14 protein-coding genes and 2 pseudogenes are annotated in these 17,342 nt (G+C 62.4%); 8 read left to right on the top strand and 8 right to left on the bottom strand.

The window, feature by feature from the left end:
- Nucleotides 1-323 precede the first annotated feature (323 nt).
- Together V5B39_RS02225 and V5B39_RS02230 are read left to right on the top strand one after the other, a co-directional pair.
- Nucleotides 324-1,157, top strand: coding sequence for an NYN domain-containing protein (locus V5B39_RS02225; RefSeq protein ID WP_332341108.1), 834 nt, complete (start codon nt 324-326; stop codon nt 1,155-1,157).
- A gap of 30 nt (nt 1,158-1,187) precedes the next feature.
- Nucleotides 1,188-1,421, top strand: a complete 234-nt coding sequence (locus V5B39_RS02230) for a hypothetical protein (protein WP_332341109.1) — start codon at nt 1,188-1,190, stop codon at nt 1,419-1,421.
- A gap of 102 nt (nt 1,422-1,523) precedes the next feature.
- Here V5B39_RS02230 and V5B39_RS02235 read toward each other — a convergent pair whose 3' ends face one another.
- The 4 genes and pseudogenes from V5B39_RS02235 to V5B39_RS02245 form a co-directional block, all read right to left on the bottom strand.
- The gene (locus V5B39_RS02235) at nt 1,524-1,904 is read right to left on the bottom strand and encodes a HipA domain-containing protein (protein ID WP_434735640.1); all 381 of its coding nucleotides are present in this window, start codon (nt 1,902-1,904) and stop codon (nt 1,524-1,526) included.
- 172 nt (nt 1,905-2,076) lie between these two features.
- Nucleotides 2,077-2,349 (bottom strand): annotated as a pseudogene (locus V5B39_RS22120) (HipA N-terminal domain-containing protein); the annotation flags it as partial.
- Nucleotides 2,349-2,597: a helix-turn-helix domain-containing protein gene (locus V5B39_RS02240; RefSeq protein ID WP_332341111.1), complete on the bottom strand. Its 249-nt coding sequence runs from the start codon at nt 2,595-2,597 to the stop codon at nt 2,349-2,351. The pseudogene V5B39_RS22120 and the gene V5B39_RS02240, both read right to left, overlap by 1 nt.
- A gap of 94 nt (nt 2,598-2,691) precedes the next feature.
- Nucleotides 2,692-2,949, bottom strand: a complete 258-nt coding sequence (locus tag V5B39_RS02245) for a hypothetical protein (protein WP_332341114.1) — start codon at nt 2,947-2,949, stop codon at nt 2,692-2,694.
- A 309-nt stretch (nt 2,950-3,258) separates the two neighbouring features.
- On the opposite strand from V5B39_RS02245, the gene V5B39_RS02250 reads away from it, so the two are divergent.
- Genes V5B39_RS02250 through V5B39_RS02265 form a run of 4 tightly spaced genes read left to right on the top strand, consistent with a single transcriptional unit; the run spans nt 3,259 to nt 7,312 of the window.
- Nucleotides 3,259-3,696, top strand: coding sequence for an antitoxin Xre-like helix-turn-helix domain-containing protein (locus V5B39_RS02250; RefSeq protein ID WP_332341116.1), 438 nt, complete (start codon nt 3,259-3,261; stop codon nt 3,694-3,696).
- Entirely contained in the window at nt 3,693-4,403 is a 711-nt protein-coding gene (locus V5B39_RS02255) for an RES family NAD+ phosphorylase (protein ID WP_332341118.1), read from the top strand. The genes V5B39_RS02250 and V5B39_RS02255 overlap by 4 nt, the downstream gene beginning before the upstream one ends.
- A gap of 35 nt (nt 4,404-4,438) precedes the next feature.
- Complete coding sequence (locus tag V5B39_RS02260) at nt 4,439-6,103, top strand: DUF262 domain-containing protein (protein WP_332341120.1); 1,665 nt, start codon at nt 4,439-4,441, stop codon at nt 6,101-6,103.
- Nucleotides 6,104-7,312, top strand: a complete 1,209-nt coding sequence (locus tag V5B39_RS02265) for a type II toxin-antitoxin system HipA family toxin (RefSeq protein ID WP_332341122.1) — start codon at nt 6,104-6,106, stop codon at nt 7,310-7,312.
- Nucleotides 7,313-7,630: 318 nt separating this feature from the next.
- Here V5B39_RS02265 and V5B39_RS02270 read toward each other — a convergent pair whose 3' ends face one another.
- The 3 genes from V5B39_RS02270 to V5B39_RS02280 form a co-directional block, all read right to left on the bottom strand.
- Nucleotides 7,631-7,990 carry a helix-turn-helix domain-containing protein gene (locus V5B39_RS02270; protein WP_332341124.1) on the bottom strand — a complete coding sequence of 120 codons (360 nt, stop codon included), beginning with the start codon at nt 7,988-7,990 and terminating at the stop codon, nt 7,631-7,633.
- Nucleotides 7,987-8,109, bottom strand: coding sequence for a type II toxin-antitoxin system RelE family toxin (locus V5B39_RS02275; protein ID WP_332341177.1), 123 nt, complete (start codon nt 8,107-8,109; stop codon nt 7,987-7,989). The genes V5B39_RS02270 and V5B39_RS02275 overlap by 4 nt, the downstream gene beginning before the upstream one ends.
- 267 nt (nt 8,110-8,376) lie before the next feature.
- Nucleotides 8,377-8,988 carry a hypothetical protein gene (locus V5B39_RS02280; RefSeq protein WP_332341127.1) on the bottom strand — a complete coding sequence of 204 codons (612 nt, stop codon included), beginning with the start codon at nt 8,986-8,988 and terminating at the stop codon, nt 8,377-8,379.
- A 280-nt stretch (nt 8,989-9,268) separates the two neighbouring features.
- Between V5B39_RS02280 and V5B39_RS02285 the strand changes: the two are divergent.
- A pseudogene (locus V5B39_RS02285) lies at nt 9,269-9,758 on the top strand (hypothetical protein); the annotation flags it as partial.
- A 586-nt stretch (nt 9,759-10,344) separates the two neighbouring features.
- Nucleotides 10,345-16,521 carry a hypothetical protein gene (locus tag V5B39_RS02290; RefSeq protein WP_332341128.1) on the top strand — a complete coding sequence of 2,059 codons (6,177 nt, stop codon included), beginning with the start codon at nt 10,345-10,347 and terminating at the stop codon, nt 16,519-16,521.
- A 532-nt stretch (nt 16,522-17,053) separates the two neighbouring features.
- Here V5B39_RS02290 and V5B39_RS02295 read toward each other — a convergent pair.
- The gene (locus V5B39_RS02295; protein ID WP_332341129.1) at nt 17,054-17,332 is read right to left on the bottom strand and encodes an RnfH family protein; all 279 of its coding nucleotides are present in this window, start codon (nt 17,330-17,332) and stop codon (nt 17,054-17,056) included.
- Nucleotides 17,333-17,342: the final 10 nt, after the last annotated feature.

The following is a 17,342-nucleotide window of genomic DNA, read 5'->3' on the forward strand; positions in this document are numbered from 1 at the left end:
GATCGTCTGGCCCGGTGGCCCAGTGACTTCGATACAGCGAAGGAATTCGAGGACGCCGAACAAGAACGCTGCGGTGCGCGGTTCACGGCCGCGCGGTCAAGCATGCCGCAACGGCAGCCAGCCAACGTCGAGCCCCATCATCGGCGATCTCCTGTACCGCCACAGCGCCAATCGTGGGCTGAGTCTGTCCGCACCTGTGGGAACGGGCCGCAACAAGCCGCTACAATCACGGCCACCACCAACCAGAGGCGCCCCGTCCGGTCATTACCTTGCCGGTCGGCCGGCTGCGGTGCTCGCGTTGCCGACGACTATTCCCTGATAAGATGAACAACAACCTGCCCGTATTCGCCTTGCTGATCGACGCCGACAACGTCACGCGGGAAGCGCTCGCACCGATCATCGAAGACCTGACGCGCGACGCCCGGATCGCCGTGCGCCGCGTTTATGGCGACTTCACCACCCAACACCTCGCCGCCTGGCGAGATGCGATCGCCAATCACGGATTTCACCCGATTCAGCAGTACCGCAATTCGGTCGGAAAGAATTCGAGCGACAGCGCGCTGATCATCGACGCAATGGACCTTCTCCATTCCGGCCGCTTCGACGGCTTCTGCGTGGTCAGCAGCGACGGTGATTTCACTCGGCTTGCCACGCGCATTCGCGAAAACGGTTTGAGCATCTACGGCTACGGTCGCAATGACACCGCTAAGGCTTTCGTCAATGCCTGTGAACGCTTCACGTACATCGAGCGTCTGCTAGATTCATCCGGCCGCGCAGCGCTCCCACTCGACGGCGAAGCAGCGCCGAACGCAGTCAAAGCCGTACCAACGGCGGCGGCTGTTCAGGTAGCCAAGTCCGCCATCCCCATTGAAATGCCCGGCACACCTGCCGCATTCGCAGCCTCCTCGCTCGACCTCGAACGTCTCAAGAGCCAGTTGTTGCGCGCCTACACCAACGTCGCCGACGAAGATGGCTGGGCGCTCATTTCGCGAGTTGCCCAATACCTGCGGGCCAATCAAAGTGATTTCGATCCGCGCCACTACGGTGCCGGCACCTTCTCTAGGCTGCTCCAAGCCGTGGCCATCTTCGAAGTCGTTCAGCGCAAGCAAGGTAACGGCCATGCTCATTTTTGCCGGCCCAGGAAAACCCTGGCGTAGCCGATCAAACTGGATCAGGTCAACTGCACCGTGCCCGCCGAATACGTTGAAGCGCTCAAAGATGCCGTAACACAGAGTCAGGGACCCGACGGCTGGTCGTCTCCTGCAGCCATTGGGTATCACCTGCATACCATGGGACGAAAACTCGAGGACAGCGGCTGCGCAACACTGCATGAGGCGTTGGCTGCTGCTGGGATTTTCGAGATGCGTGAAACGAACGGCACGCGCAAGGAGTTTCGCCTGACTACGGCGAATCGTAGGTGAGCACTGACGCAGCCGCCAGAGACGCCTTTTCAGGCCACCCTGGCAATCTGCCAGTCGACCATTCGGCGCTCCATAAGCGGTCTCGGATAAGTTCTCCGACAATCACAGGGCTGAATTCCTCCTCTGATCGCTGCTGGAATGTCGGAAGACTTTTCTAGGACCGCTTAGATCGTCAGCCACCTCCGCGATGGCCTGCAAGGTTTGGGTGACCAGCTCGTCAATCAGTGCCGGCGCATCCGGCAACCGACAATTGAGAGCGGTTTGCTCAAAGTGCTCTCGACGGATTTCAGCCCATTTGTAATGCCGGTTTTTGCCATCGATTGCCATGGCCGTTTTGACCTTTGGCGCAAAAAGGCGACCGGCCCCATGGCCCATCACCGAATGCGCGGAAAGCACGTCGTAGCGCGGTGCCACTCGGTAAAAGCCTCCGGGTTCGATGAAAACACTGAAATTCTTGGCGTGGCCATCGATGGCTGCCAGCATCCAGAACAACACCTGAGTGCGGAAGCGTATCGGCCAGATGTTGTGCCACTTGCGCGCGGGAAAGATGCGCACACGGGAGGGCCTCGGTGGCCGGCGGGCTTTCGCCATCGGGCAGTATCTGCAAGGCGCCGACGCAATCCCGGCTGATTTCGGCGAGCAGGCGGAAAGCATCGGTTCCTGTTGAAAAGCGTCTGGCCAGGCGCTGTCGAATGTGGTCGTTGTCCGGCAGCAGATTCTCGAAGTAATTGCGGACCCGTTCGCCCTGGTAAGGCGCGCTGGCTGGCCGCAGCGGCAGGGACAGCGAAAGCGGACGCCCGAGCGGCGAGGCGAGCCAGGTTTCGTCGTAATGCAGTTGATGCTTGCCCTGCGCGGTGACCCGCCAGGAACCGACCCGCTGGCCGTTCATCCACAGCCCGAGCACGCCGGATTTTCGGGTGCGCCGCATCACCACGCCTCGTCTCCGCCGCCGCGCAATGCGGCAATCCAGTCGAGGCTCATGGCGGTATCGACTGCGGAGAGATAGCGCAAGAGACTATCGACGCTGCAGCGCCAGGGCTCGGTTTCCAGCAGGGAAATGGTCTTCTGGCCCAGACCGCTCAGTTTCGCCACCTGAACCTGCGTCAGGTCTTTCTGCTTGCGCAAGCCTTTCAGGGTGGGACCAAGCTGTCGCGGGTTGGTAATGACGAAGGGCACGGCACGCTCCGAAAAAACGTCGTACAAGGGATATTAACCAAATACGCCCTTGGGGGTGTATTTTTTGCTTATGCCCTGCAGGGGATGAACATCATCAACAGAACTGGCCAGAGATCAGGCGGGGAAGGAGGAGGCCGCAGGCTTGGCGGAGCCTTTCTATCTGATTTTTAAGGGTTTCGATTTTCTCCAATATCGGCTTTGCACGTTGATCGAATTGCTCAAGAACCTCGGGGGGCACAAGCATTTCCGCCTTCTCGAAATCGCGTCCGGTAACTGCCGGATAGGCTACGAAGGCATCGGTGGTCAAGCGATGAAGTGATGAGCAGATGGCCGCACTGCCCGACGCGGTCATCGACGGCACCGTGGTGGACGAGGCTCTGGATCAGCGCCATGTCGAGCTTCCCGTTGGGCTTCCTGCGGCCGCCGCCGATGCGGCCGATGACTACGGCAGGCAATGCGAGTCCCGGGAGACTACGGCATCGGCGTTCATTGGGCTGGGTAAAGGAGGAAGGGAGGAAGGGAGGAAGCCAGGCGCACTCCGACGAGTATGGGAGGCGCACCAATCTCGCGTCAATTTTGGCTCGCGGGCACCCGGCCACTCGGCTGAATCCCTTGCATTTCCAAAAACGGAGTATAAACTGTCCTGTAAAGGAGTTAAATGATGAGCCTTGCCTATGCCTACCCCGCCAGCCGCTTCGAACCGGCGGCTCTTGTCGATCTCAATGCGCGCGCCGAGCGCGAGCGTCTGTCGAAGTCGGCGCTACAGGGCTTCTTCAATCTGGTCACTGCCTGGCGGCTGCGCGACGAAGACGCACGCGAACTGCTCGGCGGCTTGTCGAGCAGCGCCTTCTACGAGTGGAAGAAAAACCCCGACCGGCTGCTCGAAGTCGATCGGATCACGCGCATCTCGTACCTGATCGGCATCTACAAGGCCTTGCACATTCTCTACGGCGACAAGCTGGCCGACGAGTGGATCAGCCTGCCGAACAGCAACCGGGTTTTCGCCGGTCGCTCGCCGCTCGCTTTCATGCTCGGCGGTGGCCTGCTGGCCATGCAGACCGTGCGCAAACTGCTCGAAGCGCGGCGCGGCGGCATATGAACCACGCCTTGCCGCGCCTGTCGCACCTGCGGCGAACCGATACGGTACGGCTGATTCCTTCGCGCTTTGCCGAGCGCGAGGATTCGGTGCTGACCGCCATCGCCGAGAACCTCGACCACCTGCGCGACCTCTTCGAACTCGACAATGCCACCAACGAGAGGCTGATCGGCGAGCGCGGCGGACTGCCGGGAATCGGCGTCGACGAACTGGTTTTCGGCGTGCCGAACTTCCGCATCGTCAATGCCGCCTTCACCTACCCTCGCCCGGAAGGCAGCCGCTTCAACGACGGCGAGCGCGGCGCCTGGTATTGCGCTTTCGAACGGGAAACGGCACTGGCCGAAATCATTTTCCACAAGACGGTCGAGTACCAGGAAATCGGCCGCTTCGACGACAGCGTCAACTACCAGGAGCTGCTCGCGGATTTCAGCAGCGAGTTCCACGATCTGCGCGACGCACCCAACTTTGCCGCCTGTCTCGACCCCGCCAGTTATGTCGCTTCGCAAGGTCTCGCGGCACGCCTGCTCGACGCCGGCTCGTTGGGAATCATCTACCCCAGCGTGCGCCGCGCCGGCGGCACCAACCTCGCCTGCTTCCGGCCGGCGCTGGTCGGCAATCCGCGCCGCGCCGCGTCGTTTCGCCTGACCTGGGCGGGCAGCAGACAGCCGCAAGTGGAGAGACTGGATCGTCAGGAAATAGGAGGCTTGTGAAGCAATCAACCCCACCTGTCAACCCGACTACAGCCATGACAACCGCCGCCAGGCACACGACGGCCGCGCTGCTCGACAGACGCCCGGAAGCACGGACCTTCAGCGTCCAGGACCTGCTGGAGGTGGTGGCAAGCGGCCGGCTTCGCATTCCCAGTTTCCAGCGCGGCCTCAAATGGAACCGCATGGATGCCAGGCTCCTGCTGGAAAGCCTTTTTCGGGGTTATCCGGTGGGAACGCTGCTGCTCTGGGAAGCCGCGGCACCGGCGGGCGAAGTGCGTTTCGGATCGCTTACCCTGCCTGCTCCGCAGATGCCGAATGCCTTGTGGGTGGTCGATGGTCAGCAGCGAATTGTCTCCCTTGCCCGGACATTGCTCGCTGCCGACCCGGACTCGGACGACTTCGCCCTGTACGTCGACCTCGATGCGGCGGACTTTGTGGCTCCTCCTGCCATCGGCAAACGCCGCGCCGATCCGTCGCGCTGGCTGCCAATGAGCGTCGTGCTTGACGCGGAAAAGCTGATGCAATGGTTGCTCGACCACGCCGCCGCGCCCGGCAGTCGGCAAAGGCGCGACACGGCAATCCAGTTGGGCCGGCGCCTGCGCGAATACGAGATCCCCGCCTACATTGTCCGCAGCGACGACCAGGCCATCCTGCGTGACATTTTCAATCGGATCAATTCAGCCGGCAGGTCGCTTGACGATTCCGACGTTTTCGACGCGCTCAACGGCTCGCGCTTTGAGAGCCGGCCAGCGACCATCCCACAGATTTCTTCCGAATTGGAAAAACTGGATTTCGGGCGAATCGAAGAAAGAATTCTGCACCGGCTGCTGCGCGTTCTGCTCGGGCTACCGGTCGTGGAAAGCGCCCGCAGCGACCCGCCACGCCTGACTGACACGGAAGCCGAAGAGGCGTACCGGCGGACGGCGGCCACCGCCAGCCAGATTATCCAGTTCCTCAAGAGCGATGCAGGCATTCCTCATTACGACCTGCTGCCTTACAAGCAGGCGTTCGTGACCCTGGGCCGGTTCTTCCAGCTCCATCCTCAACCGTCGCCGCGATCGCGCGAACTGCTGGCACGCTGGATCTGGCGCGGCGCGCTGAATGGCGCTCACCAGGGAGACACGGTTTCGACGCGCAAGGTCCTGGCGCGCATTCTCCCGGAAAGTGAGGAACGATCCGTCCATGGGATGCTGGAGATGGTCAGCGGAAAACCGTCGGCCATACCCGACGTCGCCGATCGCTGCAATTTCCGCTTCGCGGCGAGCAAGCTGCTGGCCCTTGCCCTGTTCAGCCTCGAACCACGCGACCTGATCACCGGTAACAGGCTGGCCGCCGGGCAACTCATGAGCCAGGTCCAATCGGGCCATGACTCATCACCACTGTTGCAGATCTTTCCAGTGCGTGCCGGCAAAGTTGAGGAAGCGCTGCAATCGGCAGCCAACCGGCTCATCCAGCCGCCACACCAGAGGGGCGTACGCCGCCTGCTGGCCGGGATCGATGATTCCCGCCTCCTGCTGTCGCATGGCATCAGCGCAGCCGCGCGACAGGCGCTCGATGACGGCGATAGCGCCGCTTTCCTGAAGTTGCGCGCCGAGTGGCTGCGGCCGCGCGTAGAGCTCTTCTTCGCTCGCCATGCCCGCTGGGACGAGCCCGATCGGCCGAGGATTGCGTCGCTGATCGTCAACGACGAGGAGGGCTGAATGGCGCACCACCTTGGCGTATGGATCAACGGCATCCACGTCGGGCAACTGAACCTGACGCGCAACGACGGCTGCGAGTTCAGGCTCGTCGAATCGTACAAGCGAGCCTATCCCAGACCGATACTTGGGCAACAGTTTCTCGACGATCCTGACCAGGTGCATGCCTCCCGATCACGCACACCGCCATGGTTTTCCAATCTGCTACCGGAAGGTCCCTTGCGCGAATTGATTGCTCGCCAGGCCGGTGTTTCGGTCTATCGCGAGTTCTTCCTCCTCCATCATCTGGGAGAGGATCTGCCCGGTGCCGTTCGCATCATGGCCGACGAGGCGTTGCCGAAAACCGCCGGCGCAACCCTTCAGGCGACCGAAGAGCACGCTGGCGAAAGCGACTGGCATTTTTCGCTGGCCGGAGTACAGCTCAAGTTTTCCGCCCGACGCGAAGGGCGCGGACTGACCATCCCGGTCAGCGGCACCGGCGGCGACTGGATCGTCAAGTTGCCGGACGCCCGCTTTCCAGGGGTGCCTGAAAACGAGCAGGCCACCATGCGCTGGGCAAAGGCCAGCGGCATCGATATCCCGGAAATTCAGTTGATTCCGGTTGCGGAGATTTCTGGCCTGCCGTCGGAAGCCAGTTCATTTGGAGGTCAGACGGCTCTGGCTGTCCGCCGCTTCGACCGCCCGGCGCCGGGCAAACGGGTTCACATCGAGGACTTCGCGCAGATTCTGGGTCTCTACCCCGAGCAGAAATACGCCAGCTACAACTACGAAACGCTGGCCAACCTGGTCTCCAAACTCGCCGGCGAATCCGAACTCGACGAATTCATCCGGCGACTGGTTTTCGTCATTGCCTCCGGTAACGGTGATGCGCACCTCAAGAACTGGAGCCTGATCTACCCTGACGGCGTAAATGCCCGGCTTGCGCCCGCTTACGATCTCGTTTCGACCATTCAGTACAAGGCTGACGACCAATTGGCGCTCAACCTCGCGCGCTCGAAACGCTGGCAGGACGCCACTCGCGAATCATTCCTGCGCCTCGCGCGCAAGATTGGCGACGACGAAACGCTAATGGCCAGCCGGATCGAACACGCCGGAGAAGCCATCATGACGGCATGGCACGCCTCACGTGGCGACTTCGGTTACACCGCGCAGGCGCTCGACCGCATCTCCTCTCACCTGGCACGCGTGCCGCTATTCTCCGCAGGCACCTGACACCTGCCTGGATGACCAGACACTTCCGGCTTCAGACAACAGATTCAGGCGGGCGCCGGCGCCGCCTCGACGACATCGTTCGCTCCCTCGCGCGCGCGCAACTCGAACGCCCGCTTGCCCCAACCGGACAAGACGCAGGGCGCCGCCCCTGCCTTCCCCGCCTGGGCCCGCATCGCTCCAGCCTGCATCCCGGAACACCCGCTCGATGTGGCGTGTGACGTTCCTCGACAGCTTGAGCTTGTCCGGCCACCACCTCGACAACGCGCTCTTGCCGGCGCGGCTTCCAGTCGCCGCAATACGCCGCTGGGTCAGCGGCGCTCAGCCGGCGTGGAGATCGTCCATGTCGCACCCGAGTGCGGCAGCCAGCCTGGCCAAGAGGTCGGCAGAGGGCGTGGCCTTGCCGTTCTCGATCATCGACAGCATTTGTCGTGTGCAGCCCGCCTGTCCGGCCAGGGCCTGCAGCGTCAATCCGCGATGCCCACGCCAGACCTTGAGCGGCGATTCTCCCGACAGAAGTCGCTCGACGAAGTCGACGGGCAGCGATTCTTCTTGGCGAGCCTCTTTGGCGTCGGCGATGTCTTGCAAGGTTTCCAGGCGTTCGAGCAATGCCGTCCACTCGTCCATCGGCACGACGGCAAACGCGGGGGCTCCGTTCAGTTCGATGATTTGTGCGCTCATGTGTAGGCATCTCCTCTCGGTGCAACTTTCACCACCAGCAAGACCAGTTCGTCTCGCTGCACGTCGCAGATCGCCCGCCAGTCGCCGACGCGCAGCCGCCAGAACGGCGGGCCCTGCAGCGGCTTCTAGTCGCCACGATACGCTGCCGAGTCGGCGGCGATGGTCTTCAACTCGCCGAGCATCCGGCGGGCAATGCCTTGCGGCATCCTGGCGAGCCCCTTGGCGGCGGACTTGGCGAAGCGAAGTGCGAACAGGCGAGACAGGTTGAGTATGTCTCATTTCGCTGTCCAATATTGCTTGACATCACCGATCGACCGGGCCTCTGGCGCCAGGTGGTGCATCGTGACACCGACGATGCAGAACAGCAGCGCGGTGGCCGCAAAGGATCAGACGGTGCGGCGGAAAGCGGTTTCCAGCCAGTGACGCGGTTCGGCGCCCTTGAGGCGGCGGTAGAGCGAGGCGGCAAGCACGCCGTCCACCAGCAGTTCGGCAAACAGCAGCGGGGCCGAATGGACTATCCACCCGCCGGCGAAGAGGAGCGTAGCCGCCAGCGCCAACGCGATGAGCGGGAGCGCGAGTTCGTCGGCGCCGCCCAGTGCCTCGGCCACGTCGCCGAGGCCTGACGAATCGCCGCTACCGGACGCGCCGGACGATGAGCCGCCTTCACCGCTGTTGCCGCCGCTGCGCCCTCGGCCGAGGTCGATGCCGGGGTCATCGATGTCGCAGTCGTAGTCGTCGCGCTTGGTGCGCAGCCACAGCCAGAGCAGCAAGAGGAAGGCGAGATAGCCGGCGCCCACAGCGAGCGGGTAGCGCAGCGCCATGGAATGTACGCCCAAGTGCAGCATGACAAACGAGGCGAGGACGCCGCCAAGGCCAGTGAGCGCGGCGATCAGCATCATTTGCAGGCGCGGCTGGCCAAGGGCTTCGAGGCGGGAGCGCTGGCGCTCGACTTCCTTGCGGCGCAAGGTTTCCGGATTGTCGCTTCTCAGTCGGGTCATGCCTGGCTCATTTGGTGGGCATCGGGCCGGCGGGATGGCTTCAGCCTTTACCAACCGCAGACCTTCTAGACCCTGTTTGGCGATCAGCTCGCTGGCGAATCTCTGCTCCTTGAGGGCCGAGGAAATGTCGTCCAAAATCCTTACCACGCCGCCCGAGTCCTCGCGAATCTGCGTGATCGACCGGCCGGCTTCGTCAGCCCCTGCGGCCGCGCTGCAGACCTTGCCGACACCCTGTTGCATGTCTTCTACCGCGGCCCGGGTCTACGACTGAGTTGCAGCGATGACGGTCGCGATACCGGTTGACGCCATCGCCGTCCATTCCGCGAGCTTGCTAGCCGATAGCTGCCGTCGCCAAGTGTGGCGAAGATTCACATTCCGATCAACAAGCAAGGAGTCTGTCAGGGAAGCCATCAACAAACGCGAAGCCTGGAACAAGGGGAAACTTGTCGGCAAGAAGCCACCCGTCAAGCCGAAAGACATCTGGGCGATCCACATCCACATCCAGAACGAGCATGCCTTTCCCGATCTTGCCATGTTCAATCTGGCAATAGGCGAGGACAGTGCGTCATTTGACCGAGTCTGCCGGGCTGGATTTGTCGGCCTATGGGACGCCGTCGATGCGGAGAACCAAAGCAACCCTGATCCAAAGGAGCACGAAGAACCTGCTCGACCTTCAGCGGCTACTTGGCCCTTCGAAGCTGGAGAGTACGGTTCGCTACCTCGGCATTGATGTGGAAGATGCGCTGGAGATCTCCGAGCAGACCGAAATCGAGCCGGCATCCTGCGGCCGCACAGTTGAAAACATGTGGCCGCTTTCTGGCATTATGTCGAAGGAGTGCAGTCGGCCACGAAACGACTTTTATGCCAACCGTGTCGACGGCCGGCTTCTCGGCCACAGCCGCCGTTGAACCAGCGCTTGATTTCGGGCTGCAATGGTTCGGTTACCTGCCGCTCATCCGTGAGTGGCGTCGAACGTCAGCTTCCAGTTCCAGCGAATTCGAACTTCCGACCCGTTGCTGATATCCAGGAATAGGCAAAGCAGTTGTTCGTGGTCCTCAGGTGTGACTTTGTACTGCTGCCGCAAAGACGCCGCCGAAGCAGGTGTCGACACAGATCGCGGCTCAGAAGGTGCACTAGGCTATTGTGCCACAACTCGGGTGACCTATTGTCCGTGGACCGGGCCATTCGGCGTCATGTCGACAACGTCGAACTGCTACGCCTAGTATGTCGAAAATGCCGACATAGAATTTCCATCAGGCACAACATGAGCCACTATTGTTACCAGCAGCAACCGCCAGCGATGAAGCTGATTGGAGACACCATCCGCAGCGAGAGGCTGCGCTTCAGGGGTTAGGCGTGGACGAACAGGGAACCGACGAAGGGTCACTTGCCCGAGCTTCGTACCGCGGCGGCGCGCTCGGTGCTGCGCATCGAGGCTACGTGTATCAGGACCTCGTCACCGCGTACCTACTGGTGCAAGCGCTGGTTGAGCGGTTCGAGGCGGTGGTGGTTGACCGCAAGGCCGTCGATGACGATCGCTTCGACGACATCGAAGTCACTGCATCCGGAGTCCGTATCCGGCGGCAGTTGAAGTCGAGTGCGGATCCCTCGGCTGCGCTGAGCCGGTCGGACTTCAACTCGGCCGGATCATCGCTGCGGTTCGACCGGCTTGTGAACACCATGACCGCCGAGGGAACTCGGGCCGCCGACGAGTATCGGTTGTCCGCGACCTGGCAGCCACCGGCGGCGACTGACGCCCTTGCCGCACTGCTGGTTGCAAGCAGCGACTTGGGCACATTCTCCGGGTTTGCCACCAAGACCTTCCGACTGGATGCAAAAGTCCTGTGGCCCGAAAGTGGACAGCCGATATTGACTCCACTACAGCGCGCGCCCGCGGGCACCAGGGCGCTGAGCCGAGAGGACGTGGTGAGCTTCTGCGAACGCTTCGTCATCGAGGTGTCTCTGCCGCCGGCGTCGCTCGACCTTACCGCTCCTGGACCTCTCGAACGCGTGCTACTGGGACTGCTGTCGGACCAAGTTGGAATCGGTCGGTACCCGAACCACGATCGAGATGTCGTCGACGCCGCAGCGCTGGCCATTCACATGGCTTCCACCGCGCGGACTACGGGGAACACACTTCGCCCTCCGGATGTTGCGCAGCGCCTTCAACTGCGCACAGATTTCGGTCGCATCGCTCAGGCCTTTCCCATCGACAAGACAGTACTGCAGGAGCGCCTACCGCAACGCCGACGCCTGTGCGAGGCCATCAAGCAGGGCGGGGTTCACCTCGCCCTCGCCGGGCCAGGCTCGGGGAAGTCATGGGCCTTGACGCAGGTGGCCGAGGATCTTCGGAAGGAGGGTCTCGTCGTCGCACGTCACTACTGCTTCCTCGAACCGGGCGACGAACTCGTAGAGCAACGCGTCACCACGAATGTCTTTTTCGGCAACCTGCTCGGTGAACTCGACGACGCCTTCAAGTCGTATGGCCTGACACCGCCGCAGCGGTTCGCGGCGGGACTGCATGCGCTTGATGACTACCTGAAGGCGGCGGCAGACACCGGCCATCGTGTTGTCATCATTGTCGATGGTCTCGACCACATCGCGCGCGTGCGCGGCGCATCTCCGGCCCTGAGTGACAACGAAACTGACATCGTTGAGCGTTTGGCGACGCTCGATCTGCCCGACAACGTTGCGCTCGTCGTCGGTTCTCAGCCGGGGGGGCACCTGCAGCCGCTGCGCGAAGAGTTCGCCGACCGCCTTATCGAGCATGGTATCGAGCCTTGGGCGACGACTGAAATCCTCAACCTTGCGCGTAGCCACGGAGTTTTCACCGCGCTGGACGCCGCTCATGTGCTCGACGAAAACCGGCGAGAAGCCATCCAAGACCGCCTCTTTCAGCGATCGGAAGGAAATCCTCTATATGGGCGGTACCTGAGTCGAGGACTTGTCGCAGGGCTAGGCTCGGGCGTCATCTCGGATCCTCTGGACTGGCTGACGGCCACGCCGACCATTCAGGGCGACATCGCCCTGTACTACCGTCACCTGTACGAGTCGATCAGCAACGATGCGAAGGCCATCGGCGACATCGTCGGCGTCCTCGAGTTCTCCGTCAGTGAGGCGGAACTGCGAGAGATAGCTGGGCCCGCACTTTGCGACTGGGTTCCCGAGGCGCTTCGGGCGATGTTGCCGGTGCTCTCCGTGGCGACGGGGCAAGGCGGCCTGCGGATCTTTCACGAGAGCTTCCGCCGCTTCATGCTTGAAGAGTTGGCTCGCCGGGGCCGGCGACTCTCCAACGTCTTGTCGCCCGTTCTCGCCTGGTTGGAGGCGCGAGACTTTTTTGCGGACGCGAAGAGCTACCGCTTCACATTGCCTGTGATGAGGCGAGCCGAATGCGAAGCGGAGATCCTGGAACGAGTCTCAACGACGTTCGTTCAGCGGAGCCTGCAATTCGGCCACCCGCACGATGCCATAGAGCGCAACCTCGAACTGGCCGCAGACGTTGCTGCTGGGGCTCTAAACTGGCCTGCACTCGTCCGATGTGCGGAGCTACTGCGCGCGCTCGATACGTGCTTCTCTCCCTATGCCAATGACTGGGAGGAGTACTGGGAGACCTACGAGGCGCTCTTTGGCGCTGAGGCCTTGGCTGGCCAGCTGCTGTTCGACGGACGACCGACTCTCTCTTGCGAAGAGGGCCTGCTGGTCTGCGCACAGGTGGATATTGCCGGCGCAACCGCGCCCTGGCGTGAGTACTTGGACTTGGCCTTGCATCCCACTACCAATGACACTCAGTCCAGCCGCGGTGAGTTCGACCCGTTCGGCGGCATGCTGGAAGAGGAAGTGGAGGCGCTCGCTATCATCCGCGGCCGGCTGCGGCTGGGACAAACACGTCGCATTGTCAGCAGGATCCATGAGAACCTGCTGGGTTCCGGCGCCGACATCTCCTCGCTGTTCGTGCGTAAGCTCGCGAAGTTGCTGGCGGTGGAGATCTCGCCCCAGCTCGTAGAACAGCTGATCAAGCGCGTGGACTTCAGGCCACCCAAACGCTTTATCCTGGAACGAAGGTTTGCATGCGCCCTCCTGCTTGGGTTGTCCGATGTGGCAGTTGAGGCTGGTGACGTCTCCTTGGCCACCGCCCGCGCAACCGCAGCCTTGGCTCATGCGGCATCGCCAGAGGAGGCCATGTGGTGCGTCGAGAAAGGCGCGCCAGCTGATCAGGCATTGCGCCACGCGCAATCGCTCGCGTCACTCAACCTCGCCATCCTCGGCACTCATGGCGTCGTCAACGCCCCTGCCGTCAGCCAGTGGGTCGCATCCGCTCGCCTCCTTGCGAGGGACGCAATCGCTGCGAGCACCCTTGCGGACGAGCGAAAGCGCCTCGAAGGGGTCGGCTGGTACAAGTGCTGGCTACGCTTCGCGCTCGCGGGTGCGCTAGCGGAGTCTGCTGCGGCCCAAGGCGCCACCTATGACATCACGGCCGTGTTTGACGAGCTCGTGGTCGACACCCATCCCTTCGCAGGCTCTCCAAGAGCATGCGATCTCTACGCAATACAGTACTTGATCACGAAGAGTCTTCGAAGGGCATTGCGGCTGCTGCACACGCGAGACGAGTGGCAGCGCGCCATCGCCGCGGTCTCGGAGGCACGCTCGGGCACGGCAACTCAGCTCGACCGGGAGGACAGCGGTCCGATATCGGCTAGCTCGTACTTCTCGGTTTTGCTGGAGCATGCGTCGACGCCGGTCGCCTCCCCCTTGGTTGTCGAGACATTGGAGCAGGAACTCGCCAATGAGGAGAAGGGTGGCACCTACTACAGCAACCACGCTGCCTACCGGTTGCGACTAGCGAGGCTTCACGCGCAGACATCCAATCGCCCGAGGGCTATCGAGCACTGGCGCGAAGCGAGCGTCTTCCTCCTGGGGTATGGCTTTCGTAAGGACATCGCGCTCTTCGACGTGATCGACAGCGTGCCCGCACTGCTGTCTCGGTCCGAGCAAGTGGCGCTTGGTGCACTCGACCGCCTGCAGCCGCTCCTCAGCGCGGTCCTGCGGCACACCGATGGGCGTGAAACCAAGCGCACGCCGAACGCTTGGTTCCGGGCCTTGCTGAAGGTCAACCCCGTGCGGGCGATCGAGTTGCTATGCCGCGAGTACGGTCGCGAACTAGGTCAGACATCGTGGATAGCGGAGAGCGCGCACGAAGACGCACTGGAAGAACTGCAGAACAGCGCCGATCCCATGCTTCTGGATGCGCTATGGGAGACCCTACTTCTCGAGATCGAGTACGAAAACGCAGGGGGAAAAGTTGCCAACAACCGCCTCCACCCCCTTGAGCGCCTAGCGGCGACCAACCCCGAATACGTCAAGGAACGCTTCGTTCGCCTCTGCTCCCAAGTCTTTGATGACGCGCGCCACTATCGAGACGATGCCGTCGCGAGGCTTCGCGTCTTCGCACAGAGGCATGGGTTGCCCATGCCATGGACCGCCCCTGTGCGTGACAAGCGAGAAGAGCGGATCGGGCTTGGACAGGCACGGGACGAGGCTGTTTCGCCAGTGCGACCCGTTCAGCCGCCGACGTTTCCGCCGTCCCCTCGCTTTGTTGACGTTCTGACGACCTTGCGTCGGCTGTCACAGCAACAACTGGCCGAGAAGTCTCTGACAGAGCTCGTGGCCCTTCCGCTGAGCTACCTGATCAGCGAAATGGTCGACCGAGGCGAAGAGCTTGAAGCGCAGCGCCTGATTCACTTCCTTGCCCGCGAGATTCCGCCCTGGTCTCTCGCCTGCGAGCACCCCATCGCCCTGCTTGGCCAATGCCTCGACAACGCAGGTCACGCACGACTTGCCGCCATGGCCCTTACGTTCACCTTTACCGCGTCGAGGGGCGGTGGTGGTTGGCTGAATTTCGGTGGCAGGACGCAAGCGCCAGCCCTTCGGAGGGCCATGCAACTTGATCGTGGCCTGACGCTGCAAACACTCGCCGAAGAGACGGCACGAAGGGTGCGAACAGGTGGGTTCAGCGGCGTTACCAGGCACCTGATCGAGCAGATCTCGGACTGGGGGGACTACGACATCGCTGCTCAGGCTTGGGAGGAAGCATTTGCCGTCCTAGCCAGTCGACTGCCCCTACCTGGTCCGAAGAGCTACTTCGAATCCCTGGATCCAACTGATGCAATCACCTGGTCGGTTCACGAAGCGTTGGCGACGTTGCTGCTGGCGCGCATTGGTAACGCTTCACTTCCGCGGAAGATTGCGGCGCTGTCAGGGTTTGAGCGCCTGCTGAGGGCCAAGCCAGACCTGTTCTCCACCCCTCTCGAATGGCTGCTCGCTAGGGATGCGACTGTCTCCACTGTGCAGGCGGTCCTGCAGGTCCTGCTGGAGACTCCAGCAAACATTTCCAGCGTCCTCTCGACGCTGGACGACCTCTTGCAGGCGTATGCGCGCGGCAACGCGTGGACTTTGTCTTGGCTTGCCGAGAAACTTCTCGAACGTGGTGGGCGGCCGTCCGGGGTGAGGCGGACACGTCCCCGGCGGACGGCGAGTCCACCCTCGGCCGCAAGCCTGTCGCTCACTGAGTTCGCGGATGTCGGCGGTGTTCTCGACGACCTTGAGGATCTGTGGCCCGACCTACGTGCAATCGTCGCGCATCGCATGGACGCGGTGGCCAAAGACAATGACCACTTCAGGCACTACCTCACTGAGCGAAACGAGATCATGTTCGGCAGGGCGCGCGAGTGCATTCCCGGGGCCATAGTTACTTGGCCCACAGAGATCTTCCTTGCCGCCCTCGATGAGGCGCTCATGGGACTACACGAGCATCTTTGGAGCCAAGGACTCTGGAACCTCGACATCGAGGACGAGGTCGCCGGCCGCATCCTTCCGTACACCGGTATTCATTTAGCCCTCGATGCGAGCCGCGTGCCGCGACCAGATTGGGATCTCGCTCGCGAAGCAAAGGATCAGCTTGGCGACATCGTGCGGGTTCCGGATGCAGATAGAAGCTACGGCGGTTGGATACGGCTGGGCCTCTACGAGCAGAGCTTTTTCCGCTCGGACGATCGCAACTATGGACGCCCGGACAGATCTGTCCTCAGATCGGTGGCGATTGTCGGCACGGAACTTGATGGGACCGTTCCAAAGCGAGCAGTTCCAGCGCCGCCGGGCGATATCGGCTCTTGGTGGTTCGAGATCTCTGCTCGCGAGGCGAGCGTGGCCGCGCAACGCCCCCAGCTGATACGCCGCGGCGATGTCACCGACTGGCTAGGAACGAACCTTGCGTTGCAACCTCCGCTCGCGCTGCGACACCGGGCGCGGTTGCAGCCCTCGGAGTACGGTGCACCCGTACGGTGGCTTGATGCCGATCGCAGGGCCGCTGTGGTGCTTAGAACCTGGCGTGTGCGTGATCAGAGTTCTGGTCCTGAAGGGCACAGCACTCTCGGATGCGACCTGCTGATGCGCCCGGACCTCTTGGACGTGCTGGAGCAGGCATACAGTACCTGGGCACTCAAAGAGCTTCAGCAGGTACGTGTACGTAGCCACTGAACTTGACACTCGTGCTCCACGCATTGTTGGCTTGGTCAAAGAGAGGACGCGTATTGGTCGACACAGCGACCGGTTTGAAGGGCAGGCACAGGTGGCCACGCTTGGACAGAAGTTCGAGTTCGCTGGAACTGGGAGCTGACGTTCGACGGCACTAACGGGTGAGCCGCAGGTAACCGAACCATTGCAGCCCGACATCGAGCGCTGGTTCAACGGCGGCGGTGGCCGAGGAGCCGACCGTCGACGCGGCTGGCCCGAAGGTCGGCGGTGGGTCTTTGCCCGTTACTCAGCAAGATCGGAACCGGCCATCGGGAGGTTCCGAGCCTCGACACTTGCCAATGGCGCCGTTGGCAGCCAAGCGAACGCTTGCGGTAGTCGCCGTGGCTGGCTTCCCCAGACCAACGGCACTGACTCCGGCGGAATTTCGTTGACCCCGGCGGGATCTCGTCACTTGTGCCGGCACGAACGACGGTTCTCCTGATCACGGACGTGGACCGTACCCACGGCAAGCCTTCACGCAACCAGGAGAGCCAGCCTACTCATCATCATCGCCCTCGCCATCGCGGCGCGGGACGGTTTGCGGGTCGCAGGTGATGGCGCGGTAGATCTCGACCCGGTCGCCGGGGCGAAGGCCCGTGTCGAGCTTCACCAAGCGGCCAAAGACGCCCACCTTCTGCGTTTGCAGGTCGATGGTCGGGAAGGACTTGAGGATGCCGGAGCGGTCGATCGCCTGGCGCACGGTCGAGTCGTCGGGCACCTCGATGGTCATCCAGATCTGCTGCCCGGCTTCGGAATATGCGACCCCTACCTGCATGGCAAAACCC

Origin of the sequence: Accumulibacter sp., assembly GCF_036625275.1 — a bacterium.
GTDB lineage: Bacteria > Pseudomonadota > Gammaproteobacteria > Burkholderiales > Rhodocyclaceae > Accumulibacter.